Origin of the sequence: Kitasatospora sp. NPDC090308 (genome assembly GCF_044769485.1) — a bacterium.
GTDB lineage: Bacteria > Actinomycetota > Actinomycetes > Streptomycetales > Streptomycetaceae > Kitasatospora > Kitasatospora fiedleri.
Genome location: NZ_JBIVXY010000007.1, coordinates 189,823 through 202,303 on the forward strand (window position 1 = coordinate 189,823; position 12,481 = coordinate 202,303).

Annotated in this window: 7 protein-coding genes and 1 pseudogene; 5 read left to right on the forward strand and 3 right to left on the reverse strand. The window is 73.6% G+C overall.

Going from position 1 to position 12,481, the window contains the following annotated elements:
• Nucleotides 1–70: 70 nt before the first annotated feature.
• A pseudogene (locus ACIQVD_RS18825) lies at nt 71–493 on the reverse strand (discoidin domain-containing protein); the annotation flags it as partial.
• 138 nt (nt 494–631) lie between these two features.
• Entirely contained in the window at nt 632–4,123 is a 3,492-nt protein-coding gene (locus tag ACIQVD_RS18830; RefSeq protein WP_402290414.1) for a discoidin domain-containing protein, read from the reverse strand.
• Between the two features lie 302 nt (nt 4,124–4,425).
• Here ACIQVD_RS18830 and ACIQVD_RS18835 point away from each other — a divergent pair, with 302 nt between their 5' ends.
• The 4 genes from ACIQVD_RS18835 (at nt 4,426) to ACIQVD_RS18850 (ending at nt 10,356) form a co-directional block, all read left to right on the forward strand.
• Nucleotides 4,426–5,739, forward strand: a complete 1,314-nt coding sequence (locus ACIQVD_RS18835) for an extracellular solute-binding protein (protein ID WP_400681175.1) — start codon at nt 4,426–4,428, stop codon at nt 5,737–5,739.
• Nucleotides 5,740–6,014: 275 nt separating this feature from the next.
• Nucleotides 6,015–6,977: a carbohydrate ABC transporter permease gene (locus tag ACIQVD_RS18840; RefSeq protein ID WP_400681172.1), complete on the forward strand. Its 963-nt coding sequence runs from the start codon at nt 6,015–6,017 to the stop codon at nt 6,975–6,977.
• Nucleotides 6,974–7,879, forward strand: a complete 906-nt coding sequence (locus ACIQVD_RS18845) for a carbohydrate ABC transporter permease (protein ID WP_400681170.1) — start codon at nt 6,974–6,976, stop codon at nt 7,877–7,879. Before ACIQVD_RS18840 ends, ACIQVD_RS18845 begins: the two co-directional genes overlap by 4 nt.
• Complete coding sequence (locus ACIQVD_RS18850; protein ID WP_400681168.1) at nt 7,876–10,356, forward strand: glycoside hydrolase family 3 C-terminal domain-containing protein; 2,481 nt, start codon at nt 7,876–7,878, stop codon at nt 10,354–10,356. The genes ACIQVD_RS18845 and ACIQVD_RS18850 overlap by 4 nt, the downstream gene beginning before the upstream one ends.
• Nucleotides 10,357–10,441: 85 nt before the next feature.
• On the opposite strand, the gene ACIQVD_RS18855 is transcribed toward ACIQVD_RS18850, so the two are convergent.
• Nucleotides 10,442–10,942: a peptidylprolyl isomerase gene (locus tag ACIQVD_RS18855; RefSeq protein WP_100834482.1), complete on the reverse strand. Its 501-nt coding sequence runs from the start codon at nt 10,940–10,942 to the stop codon at nt 10,442–10,444.
• Between the two features lie 134 nt (nt 10,943–11,076).
• Here ACIQVD_RS18855 and ACIQVD_RS18860 point away from each other — a divergent pair, with 134 nt between their 5' ends.
• The gene (locus ACIQVD_RS18860) at nt 11,077–12,276 is read left to right on the forward strand and encodes a hypothetical protein (protein ID WP_402290420.1); all 1,200 of its coding nucleotides are present in this window, start codon (nt 11,077–11,079) and stop codon (nt 12,274–12,276) included.
• Nucleotides 12,277–12,481 lie beyond the last annotated feature (205 nt).

Consider the following 12,481-nt stretch of genomic DNA (forward strand, 5'->3'; position numbering starts at 1 on the left):
TGAACTCCTCCAGCGAGTACCCGTACTGGGTGCCGCGCTTGGTGAGGTTGAGCCGGATGTAGCGCCCGCCGGCGTTGAGGTCGATCTGCTCGGTGCCGCCGGTGCCGCCCGCCTTGGTGTAGACGGTGTTCCAGCTGGTGGCGTCGCTGCTGGTCTGCACCTGGTAGCCGCTGGCGTACGCGGCCTCCCAGTCCAGTTCGACGTGGCTGATGGTGGCCGTGCCGCCGAGGTCGATCTGGACCCACTGGGAGTCGGTCCAGGCGCTGGCCCAGCGGGTGGCGAGGTTGTTGTCGGCGACGGCCGCGGCGGGGAAGCTGGCGCTCTCCACGGACGAGGCGGTGACCGGCTTGGACTGGCTGATCAGCGGGTCGGACGCCGCGGCGGCCGACTGGGTGAGGACGCCGCCGGTGAGGGCGCCGGCCGCGAGGATCGCGGCGACGGTCCCGGCGAGTGCGGTGCGGTGGGGCGCGCCGCGGGACGTGCGGTGTTTCATCGGACCTCCGGATGAGGAACGGTGGGTGGGGGGACCCGGTGCCGCGCGGCGCTCCCTGCCGCGCGGCACCGGGGGCTCATCGGGGGGGCGTCCGTTCCGGTGGCACGGGCCGGACGCCCCCTGCTCGCCGGTGCCGGGTCAGGCGTAGACGCCGAACTCGTACAGCGAGTCGCCGTAGGCGGTGCCGCGCTGGGTGATGTTCACCCGGACGTAGCGCCCGCTGCCGTTGACGTCGAAGTCGTCGATGCCGCCGGTGCCGTTGGCCTGGGTGTACACCGTGGTCCAGTTGGTGCCGTCGTTGGAGGTCTGCACCTGGTACGCCTTGCCGTAGGCGGACTCCCAGCCGAGCTGCACGTGCTTGAACGAGGTGGTCTGGCCCAGGTCGACCTGGATCCACTGCGGGTCGGCCCACTCGCTGGCCCACCGGGTGGACCAGTTGCCGTCGGTGGCGTTGGACGGCGGGTAGGGGGCGCCGTTGCCGACGGCCTGGTAGGTGGAGGCGGTGGTGGCCTTGCCCTTGGCGACGTTGGTGCCGCTCGGGGTCGGGGCGACGGTGCGGAAGGACTTCGACTCGATGCCGACGTTGCCGTGGCCGTCGTAGGCGTAGACGTAGACCTTCCAGACGCCGAGCGTCCTGGGCGCGGTGACGGTGAACTGGCCGTCGCCGGTCTGGGTGAAGCGGACCTGGCTGAAGCCGGTGCCGCCGTCCACGTACTTGGAGCTGTAGTACAGCTGGTAGCGGACCAGGTCGCCGTCGGGGTCGGTGGCGGGCGAGCCGAGCGTGAAGGTGCCGCCGGCCGGGACGTCGGTGGTCCGGCTCAGGGTGACGCTGTTCATCACCGGCGGGGTGTTGCCGTTCTTGGCGCTGCCGCCGTAGGACTTGGCGACGGAGTAGTACGCGGGCTGCTTCCAGCCGCCGGGGATCAGGTTGAACCAGGTGCCGCCGAAGTCGTTCTCGGTGCCGTAGTTGAAGATGGTGGCGCCGAGCGCGACGCCGGTGTGGCCGGCGATGCAGTTCCAGGCGCTGGTGTAGCCGTCGCGCTTCTGGGTGTCGGTGGGCTGGGTCGGGACGCCGTTGGCGTCGTTGGGGACCTCCCACTCGCCGGCGTCGCCGGTCTCGGTGACGATGTACGGCTTGGTGTAGCCGCCGTTGATCCAGTCCTGCTTGACGTTGCAGACCGCGCCGTAGGAGTTGACGGCCAGCAGGTCGAGGCTGGGGGCGTACTGCTTGTAGTACGTCCAGGCGCCGGTGTAGGCGTCGGTGGAGGTGACCGGGTGGTCGGGGTCGATGGCGTGGATGGCCTGGGTGACCTGCTCGACGAACTTGGCGTAGGCGACCCGCTCCTGCTCCACCGTGGCGCCGTTGTAGGCGTGGTCCTGGGTGGTGAGGATGACCTCGTTGCCGACGTCCCACATCAGGGTGCCGGGGTGGTCCTTGTAGGTGGTCACCCACTGCTTGATCGAGTCGAGGGTGCTGTTCTTGTAGGCGGTGTCGTTGACGTAGTCGGCGCCCTGGTTGAGCCAGAAGCCGTTGACCACCTTGAGGCCGTACGCGGCGGCGGCGTCCAGCAGCGGCTTGCTGCTGGCGTCGGTGCCCCAGGTGCGGACGGTGTTGACGCCCAGCGCCTTGAGGTCGCGCATGTGCGCGTCGGCGGTGGACTGGGCCGGGCCCCAGGTGACGCCCTTGAGCTGGTAGGGCTGGCCGTTGACGCTGAGCGCCCAGTTGCCCTGGCCGCCGGTGACCTTGACGGTGCTCTTGCCGGTGGCCGCGGGCGGGTCGGCGAGCGGGGCGGGGGCGGTGCCGGTGGTGGTGGCGACGGTGACGGCGCCGATGGAGAGCGCGCCGCCGGAGGTGGTGGTGGCGCTGGGCGTGGTGCAGCCGCAGACGCTGTCCGGGAAGGAGCCGCCGATGGCGAGGTTGAAGACCAGCTTGAAGCCGTGGTCGACGGCGTTCTTCCAGTCGGTGGTGCCGACCTGGGACTCGTTGACCTGCCAGATCTGCTTGCCGTCGAGGTACCAGCGGATCTGCTCGTCGCTGACGGTGCGGTCGATGACCTGGCTGTAGGTGTGGTAGTCGCTCTGGCAGCCGGGGCAGGAGGCGAGTCCGCTGGTCATGCCGTTGTACTCGTTGCAGTTGCCGCCGGGGGCGGTGCCGCAGTGCAGGGTGGCGGAGGTCTGGCTGCGGCCGTTGACGTCCTCGAGGATGTCGGTCTCGCCGGTGGCGGGCCAGCCGCCGCTGCGGTCGTTGGCGCCGATGGCGCGGAAGGACGGCCAGTAGCCGGTGGCGTCGGCGACGCCGGGCTGCTTGATCTGCGCGGAGATCAGCAGCTGTCCGCCGGCGGGGGCGGCGAAGTCGCCGCGCTTGCTCTCCACCCGGCCGGAGGTCCAGTTGCCCGCGCCGTCGCGCACGGCGGTCAGGTTGAGGTGGTGGTTGCCGTCGAGCGCGACGTTGGCGGGGTTGGCGGTGTCGGTCTGGACCTCGCCGGTGCCCCAGTGGGCGGCGCCGCCGGGCTCGGAGGTGCCGGTGCGCACCGTCCAGTTGGCGGCGGAGGGGGCGCCGCCGCTGCCGCCCGCGAAGTCGTCGCTGAACACGGTGGTCCAGTTGCCGGGCGGGGTGGTGCCGGTCGGCGGCGGGCTGGTCGGCGGGTTGCTGGTCGGCGGGTTGCTGGGCGTGCCGGTGGAGCCGCCGCCGGCGGTGAAGACCTGGAACTCCCAGACGGAGTAGCCGTAGCCGGTGGCCCGGGCGGTGCCGTACAGCCGGACGTAGCGGGCGGTGCCGGAGACGTTCTGGGTCTCGGTGCCGCCGGCGCCGTTGGCGGTGGTGTACGCGTCGGTCCAGGTGGTGCCGTCGGTGGACAGCTGGATGCGGTACGCCTTGGCGTAGGCGCTCTCCCACTTCACCGCGGTGCCGCAGACGTTCTGCGCGGAGCCGAGGTCGACCTGGAGCCACTGCGGGTCGGAGTTCGCCGAGGACCAGCGGGTGTTCGCGTCGCCGTCGACGGCGTTGGACGCGGGGGTGCCGTAGTTCTCGGTGCTGGAGGCGGTGGCGGCCTTGCCCTGGGCGGCGTTGGCGGTGCCGCAGCCCTGGGTGCCGCCGCCGTCGGCGCCGTAGACCTGGAACTCCCAGAGCGAGTAGCCGTAGCCGGTGGCCCGGGCGGTGCCGTACAGCCGGACGTAGCGGGCGGTGCCGGTGACCGGGACGGTCTCGGTGCCGCCGGCGCCGTTGGCGGTGGTGTACGCGGTGGTCCAGGTGGTGCCGTCGTTGGACAGCTGGATCTGGTAGCCCTTCGCGTACGCCGCCTCCCACTGGAGGGTGACGGAGCTGAGCGCGGCGGGCGCGCCGAGGTCGACCTGGAGCCACTGCGGGTCGGAATTCGCCGAGGACCAGCGGGTTCCGGTGTTGCCGTCGACGGCGTTGGACGCGGGGGTGCCGTAGTTCTCGGTGCTGGAGGCGGTGGCGGTCTTGCCCTGCGAGAGCAGGACGGGTGCGGCCTGGGCGCGGGTGGCGGGCAGCAGCAGGACCAGGGCCGCGACCAGCGCGGCGGCCAGGGCGGCCGCCAGGGTGCGGGTCGGGGGTGCGGTGCGGACCGGCCCGGTGGGCCGTGGGGTGCGCAGGGGCGGGGCGGGCATCGGGGCTCCCGATCGGGTGGGGTGGGGGCGGCACCGTCGAGGGCCGGTGCCCGGATCAGGGAGAGCGCTCTCTCACTACGCCAGTGATGGTTGCCCCGTTGTTTCATCCGTGTCAAGGGCGGCGACCATTGGTTCGCTGGCGAAACTCTGCCAAACCCCTAGTCCGCCAGTGATGTTCTACGTCCGGACCCCTTGACGGGACCGGGGTGGAGCGGCCAAGCTCCGGTTGCCACCCCGGGAGAGCGCTCTCCCACCCGAGCGTCCCGGGGCTCACTCAGCCATCCCCCGCGAGGAGCCGTTCCATGCCCGTTTCCCTGCCCCGCACCGGCCCCAGAAGCCGCCGCCTGCTCGCCGGCTCGGCGCTGCTGGTGCTGGCCCTGACCGCCGTGACCTCCTGCTCCAGCAGCGGCGGCGGCTCGTCGGCGGACGAGGACCCCAACGCCAGGATCACCCTCACGGTGAACCTGTTCTCCGACTTCGGCTACGCGGACCTGTACAAGGAGTACGAGCAGGCCCACCCGAACATCACCATCAAGGAGAACCGCGCCGACATGGGCGCGCACCACCAGAACCTGCACGCCCACCTGATGGCCGGTTCCGGCACCGCCGACATCGAGGCGATCGAGATCGGGCAGGTGGCCGGCTTCCAGCCGGAGGCCGGGAAGTTCCTCAACTTCCTGGACAACGGCGTCAGCAAGGACCAGTGGGTGCCGTCCAAGACCGCGCCCGCCTCCAGCCCGGACGGGAAGGTGCTGTTCGGCCTGGGCACCGACATGGGCGGCATGGCGCTGTGCTACCGCAGCGACCTGTTCAAGGCCGCCGGGCTGCCCACCGACCGCGAGCAGGTCGCGGCGCTGATGAAGGACTGGCCGTCCTACCTGGCCGCGGGCAAGCAGTTCCTGGCCAACAGCCCGAACAAGGACGCCCGCTGGTTCGACAGCGGCGGCAACCTGTTCAGCGCGATCCTGGCCCAGGCCCCGCAGGGCGTCTACGACGCCGAGGGCAAGGTCGTGGTGACCTCCAACCCGGCCGTCAAGCAGTCCTTCGACCTGGTGGCCGGCGCGATCAAGGACGGCGAGTCGGCGGGCATCCAGGCGTTCACCCCCGCCTGGGACACCGGCTTCCAGAAGAGCCAGTTCGCCACCGTCGCCTGCCCGGCCTGGATGAGCTACGAGTTCAAGGCCAACCCGCCCACCGACGGCGGCACCTGGGACCTGGCCCGGATTCCCGGCGGCGGCGGCAACTGGGGCGGCTCGTACCTGTCGGTGCCGAAGTCCGGCAAGCACACCAAGGCCGCCGCCGAGCTGGCCAAGTGGCTGACCGCGCCCGAGCAGGAGGCCCGGCTCTTCAAGGAGAAGGGCTACTTCCCCTCCGACCAGGCGCTGTGGACCCAGCCCGACATCGCCGAGCACACCGACCCGCTGTTCAACAACGCGCCCACCGGCAAGATCTTCTCCCAGTCGGCCCGGGACCTGAACCCGCAGCCGCTCGGCGCGCACGGCGCGGAGATCGGCACCGCCCTGGGCAACGCGCTGACCTCGGTCGAGCAGGGCCAGGCCGACCCGGAGGGCGCCTGGAAGAAGGCCCTCGCGGACGTCGACAACATCGTCAACTGACGCTCCGCCCCCCGTAGCCGCGGGGGGGGGGGGGGGGGGGGGCCCCCCCCCCCCCCCCCCCCCCCCCCCCCCCCCCCCCCCCCCCCCCCCCCGCCCCGGCGGCCCCCCGGCCCCCCCCCCGGGCGCCTGTATGACGGCCCGCGGGTACGTCCAAAAAAGCTCAAAGGGCCGCCCCCCCCCCCGTCGCGGGGGGGCGGGGGCGGACCTGCCCCCCCCCCGCCACCGCGATCACCCCTTCTCCCCCGCCCCGCCGCTTCTGCCCCTGGGAGCTCCCCTTGGCCGCATCGACCGCCGCCGCGCCCGGCGCCCGCGCCCCCGCCCGCACCGCCGGCCACCGCTGGCACCGGCTGGACCGCACCGTCTCGCCCTACCTGTACCTCTCCCCGTTCTTCCTGGTCTTCGGCGTCTTCGGCCTGTTCCCGATGCTGTACACCGGCTACGTCTCGTTCACCGGCTGGCGCGCCGACCGCCCCGGCAGCTCGGGCGACTGGGTGGGGTTCGAGAACTACCGCAAGCTGCTGGACGACCCGTTCTTCTGGAACGCCGTCAAGAACACCCTGGGCATCGGCGTGCTGGCCACCGTCCCGCAGCTGCTGCTCGCGCTGGGCCTGGCCCACCTGCTGAACTACCGGATGCGCGGGCGCACCCTGCTGCGGCTGGGCGTCCTGCTGCCGAACGTCACCTCGGTGGCCGCCGTCACGCTGATCTTCGTCCAGCTGTTCGGCCGCGACTTCGGCATGATCAACTGGTTCCTCTCGCTGTTCGGCGTCGACCACGTCGACTGGCAGGCCGGCACCCTCTCCTCCTGGACGGCCATCGCCTCGATCGTGACCTGGCGCTGGACGGGCTACAACGCGCTGCTCTACCTGGCCGCGATGCAGTCCGTCCCGTTCGAGCTGTACGAGGCGGCGGCGCTGGACGGGGCCGGCCGCTGGCGGCAGTTCCGCTCCATCACCGTCCCGATGCTGCGGCCGACGATCCTGTTCACCGTCATCGTCTCCACCATCGGCGCGCTCCAGCTCTTCGGCGAGCCGATGCTGTTCAGCCAGCAGCAGGACCCGACCACCGGCGGCTCCCAGCACCAGTTCCAGACCCTGGCGCTGTACTCCTACAACCAGTTCTGGGGCCGCTTCAAGTACGGCTACGGCGCGGCCATCTCCTGGGCGATGTTCCTGCTGATCGTGCTGGTGGCCGCCGTCAACTTCCTGGCCGCGCGCCGGATGCGAGGTGCCGAATGACCACCACCGCCCCGGCTCCGGTCCCCCCGGTCCCGGCCCCGGCCTCCCCGGCGCCCCGGCGCCGCCGACAGCGGAGCAACCGGCAGCTGACCGCCGGGCGCGGCGTCTACGTCGTCCTCGGCGTCGCCGTCCTGCTCTCGCTCTTCCCGCTGTACTGGACGCTGGTCGCGGCCTCCCGCACCAACACCGAGATCCACCGGATGCCCCCGGTGCTGCTGCCCGGCGGCCGGCTCTGGCACAACCTCACCCAGGTGTTCGCCCAGACCGACCTGCGCCTGGCCATGGTCAACTCGCTGATCGTGGCCGGCACCGTCACCGTCAGCGTGGTCCTGACCAGCACCCTGGGCGGCTTCGCCTTCGCCAAGCTGCGCTTCCCCGGCCGCGGCCCGCTGCTCGCCTCGGTGGTCGCCACCATGATGGTCCCCACCCAGCTCGGCATCATCCCGCTCTACATCATGATGGCCAACTGGTTCCACTGGGCCGACCACCTCCAGGCCCTGATCGTGCCGGCCGCCGCCAACGCCTTCGGCCTGTTCTTCATGCGCCAGTACCTGATCGGCGCCGTGCCCGACGAACTCCTGGACGCCGGCCGGATGGACGGCTGCACCACCCGCGGCCTGGTCTGGCACGTCGTGCTGCCCGCCGCCCGCCCCGCGATGAGCGTCCTGGGCATGCTCACCTTCATGGCCGCCTGGAACGACTTCTACTGGCCCAAGGTCGTCATGACCCAGCAGAACCCCACCGTCCAGCTCACCCTCTCCGAGCTGGCCAGCGGCTACATCAAGGACTACTCGCTGGTCCTCACCGGCGCCCTGGTCGCCAGCGCGCCCGTCCTGGTCGCATTCCTCCTGATGGGCCGCCAGATCATCGACGGCATCATGCAAGGAGCCACGAAAGGATGACCCAGCTCTCCATGCCACCTCAACTCACTTCGCCCGCGGCCCAGTCGGCGCCCCCGGCGCACCACGTGCTCGACCTGGAGCGCAAGGCCCGGCTGGTCTCCGGCGGGGACACCTTCCGGACCAGCGGGGAGCCGGCCGTCGGGATGCACCCGATCGTCTGCTCGGACGGGCCGGTCGGGGTGCGCGGCGAGCGCTGGGACGAGGCGGACACCGCGCTGCTGCTGCCGTGCGCGACCGCGCTGGCGGCGTCCTGGGACGAGGAACTGGTGTCCCGGATGGGCGGGTTGCTGGCGGCCGAGGCCCGGCGCAAGGGCGTGCACGTGGTGCTGGCGCCGACGCTGAACCTGCACCGCTCGCCGCTGGGCGGGCGCAACTTCGAGTGCTTCTCGGAGGACCCGCTGCTGACCGCCCGGATCGGGGCGGCGTACATCGCGGGCGTGCAGGGCGGCGGGGTCGCGGCGACCGCGAAGCACTACGTGGCGAACGACTCGGAGACCGAGCGGCTGACGGTGGACGCCCGGGTGGACGGGCGCACCCTGCGCGAGGTGTACCTGGCGCCGTTCGAGGCGGCGGTGCGGGCCGGGGTGTGGGCGGTGATGTCGGCGTACAACCGGGTCAACGGCACCTCGATGGTCGAACACCCGCTGCTGGCCGAGCCGTTGAAGGGCGAGTGGGGCTTCGACGGGCTGGTGGTCTCCGACTGGGGGGCGGTGCACGAGGCGGACGGGCCGGGCGCGGGGGGCTGCGACCTGGCGATGCCGGGGCCGAACCCGGCCTGGGGTCCGGCGCTGGCGGCGGCGGTGCGGGCCGGGCGGGTCCCGGCCGCGGTGCTGGACGACAAGGTGGAGCGGCTGCTGCGGCTGGCGGGCCGGGTCGGCGCGTTCGACCCGCCGGCGGCGGGCGGCCCGGCGCCGGTGCCGGTGGACCCGGCGACCCGGGGCGCGCTGCGGGCGGCGGCCGTGGCGGGCACCGTGCTGCTGCACAACCCGGACCGGCTGCTGCCGCTGGACGCCCCGGCGCTGCGCCGGGTCGCGGTGCTGGGCCCGAACGCGGCGACCGCCCGGGTGCAGGGCGGCGGCAGCGCCTCGGTGTTCCCGGCCGCGCCGGTCTCGCCGCTGGACGGGCTGCGGGCGGCGCTCGGCCCGGCCGTGGCGGTCACCCACGCGCCGGGGGTGCGCACCGGCCTGCGCCCGACGCCGCTGACGGCGGCCGACTGCGTGCTCCCGGACGGCTCGGCGCCGGGGGTGCTGGTGCGCTACCTGGCCGCCGACGGCTCGCTGGTGCACGCCGAGCCCCGGTCGACGGGGCGGGTGCTGGAGCCCTCGGCGGAGGTCGACCTGGCGCCGGTGCGCACCATCGAGGTGGCGACCCGGTTCACCGCGCCGACCCCGGGCCGCTGGCGGCTGGGCGTGGTGGGCCTGGGCGCGCTGCGGCTGGAGGCGGACGGCGAGGAGCTGCTGGCGGAGTACGTCGAGCCGCTCTCGGACGACCCGACGTACCTGCACGTGACGCCCTCGTTCCGGCAGGTGGAGCTGGAGCTGGCGGCCGGCCAGCAGGTGGCGCTGCTGGCCCGGCGGACGGTGGAGTCCGCGCACGGGCGGGTGCTGGTGCTGGCCGCCGACCCGCCGGAGGCGGAGCTGGAGCGGGAGTTCGCGCACGCGGTGGAGCTGGCCGCGGCGGCGGACGTGGCGGTGGTGGTGGTCGGCACCACGGACGAGCACGAGAGCGAGGGCTTCGACCGCTCCTCGCTGCGGCTGCCGGGCCGCCAGGACGAGCTGGTGGCGGCGGTCGCCGCCGCCAACCCGCGCACGGTGGTCGTGGTGAACACCGGCAGCCCGGTGCTGCTGCCCTGGCGCGAGCGGGTCGGCGCGGTGCTGACCTGCTGGTTCCCGGGCCAGGAGGGCGGCGACGCGCTGGCCGAGGTGCTGCTGGGCCGGGCCGAGCCGGGCGGGCGGCTGCCCACCACCTGGCCGGACGCCGCCGAGGACTGCCCGGTCTACGCGACCGCCCCGACCGACGGGCGGCTCGACTACGCGGAGGGCCTGCACCTGGGCCACCGCGGCTGGCTGCGCGCCGGGCGCGCCCCCGCGTACTGGTTCGGGCACGGCCTGGGCTGGGGCGAGTGGCGCTACCTCGCGCTCGGCGCGCCCTCGGCCCCGGCGGCGGACGGCTCGCGCACGGTGCGGGTGACGCTGCGCAACGAGGGGCCGCGCCGCTCCCGGGAGACGGTGCAGCTGTACCTGTCCCGGCCGGGCTCGGCGGTGGACCGGCCGGTGCGCTGGCTGGCCGGGTTCACCGCCGCCGAGGCGGGCCCGGGCGAGCAGGTCGACGTCGAACTGACGCTTCCGGCAAGGGCGTTGGAGCACTGGTCGGCGGACGGGACCGGCTGGGAGACCGAGCCGGGCGCCTTCGTCCTGCGGGTCGGCCCGCACTGCGGCGAACTCCCGCTGACGGCGGCCCTGACCGTCGGGCCCTGACCCTCACGCCCCGGCCCTCGCGCCCCGCGAGCCCTGCCCCGACCCCGCTCCCCCGGGGTCGGGGCAGTACGCCTTCCGGCCCCGGCTACTCGACGACCTCGGCGCTGACCAGCACCACGTCCTCCTTCGGGACGTCCGCGTGGCCGCCCTTGGAGGTGGTGGGCACCGACTTGATCGCGTCCACCACGTCCTGTCCCTCGACCACCTCGCCGAACACCGTGTAGCCCCAGCCCGGGCCGTTCTTGGCGGTGTGGTCGAGGAAGGCGTTGTCCGCGACGTTGACGAAGAACTGCGCGGTGGCCGAGTGCGGGTCCGCGGTGCGGGCCATCGCCACCGTGTAGCGGGTGTTCTTCAGCCCGTTGTCGGCCTCGTTCTGGATCGGCGCCCGGGTCTCCTTGCGGCGCAGGCCCGGCTCCATGCCGCCGCCCTGCACCATGAAGCCGTCGATGACCCGGTGGAAGACGGTGCCGTCGTAGAACCCGTCCTGCACGTACTGCAGGAAGTTCGCGACCGTGGCCGGGGCCTTCTCGGCGTCCAGCCGGATCACGACGTCGCCGTGGTTGGTGCTCAACTTGACCTTGGACAAGGCAACCTCACTGTCTGTCTGCTGGTGGGGACGAAGATCGTCACCCCCATTGTCGCAGCCCGTCCCCGCCCCCCGGCCCCGCCACCCCGGCCCCGGACGGCGGGCCGCCCGCGCAGGGTGCCTAGGCTGGGCGGATGGACGACGCACCCGTGCCCCGGCTGTTCGAGAACCGCTTCACCGAGCGGGTCGGCCCGATCGACTCCTGCGACTGCGTGCGGGCGCGGCGGGCGCGGTTCCACGGGGAGCGGCAGGACGTCTCGGCGCCGGGCTGGCTGCGGTTGCTGGAGCTGGTGGAGGAGGCGGCGGCGGACGGGCGGGAGGAGTTCGCGCCGCTGAGGGAGCTGACGGACGAGCAGCGCCGCCAGGTGGTGACGCTGCCGGCGAGCATCGGGCGGCTGACGCAGGTGCGCCACCTGCACCTGTACCGGTCGAACCTGGTGCGCCTCCCGCCGGAGATCGGCGGGATGCGGGCGCTGGAGGAGTTCACCCCGTACACCTCGTACCGGCTGCACTGGTTCCCGTACGAGCTGGCGCGGCTGCCGCTGCTGCGGCGCAGCACGGTCAGCACCCGGGCGGTGTTCGGGAACCCGAAGACGCGGCCGCCGTTCCCGGTGCTGGCCGAGCCGTCGGCGGGGGCGGACCCGCGGGCGCTGGACCCGGGGGTGTGGGGGGCGAAGTCGGTCGGGGCGTGCTCGGTGTGCGACGGTCCGGTGGCGGGGGCCGCGGGGCTGCACCAGGCGTGGATCTCGCTGCGCACCTCGGGGCGGGACGTGCTGCCGCTGCTGGTGAACGCCTGCTCCAGGGAGTGCCTGGCCGCGCTGCCGTCCCCGCCGGAGGGCCACCTGCCGGGCCCGCACCGGGGCCGGGGGCTGGACGGGCTGCTGGCGACGGCGGAGCTGGAGCTGTTCGCGGACTTCTTCCAACTGCACGTGCGCGACGGGGACTCGGACGAGGACCTGCTCGGCGCGTGGACGGCGCAGGCCCGGGCGGACGGCCTGGTCCCGGCCCGGCGGGGGCTGGGCGTCGGCACGGTGGGCGAGGGGGACGTCGAGGTGACGGTGGAGGTCTTCGTGGCGGAGCCCGCGGCGGATCACGGGGCGTTCGAGCAGGTGGTGGAGGCGACGATCGAGGCCACCTCGGGCCGGGTCGCCGTGCTCTCGCCCACCGGGCACCTGCCCGACGCGGAGTTCTTCGACCTCCCGCCCGGCCCGGTCCGGGTCCGCGCCTCCCGTGCCGCGCCGGCGGCGGGGCGGGGTGCTGCGGAACGGCTGCGGGTCCGGCTGTGGCCGGTGGCCGGGCACGGGGCCCCGCGGGTGTTCCGCCGCCGGGGCTGAGCGTCCGGCGGCGCGGGGGCGCCGGCGGGTCGGGGCCCGGGGCGGGGCGTTCGGTGGGGTCGGTCTCGGGGCATCGCACTCCGCTGGCCTGGTCGGTTCCGGTGGGCGGCCTGTCCGTCGCTTCCCCGGCGGCGGATAGGGTGGCGCGACGGCGTGTCTGCGGAGCCGGGCACCGTCCTCATCCTTCGGGTTCGTGCGGGGCGGC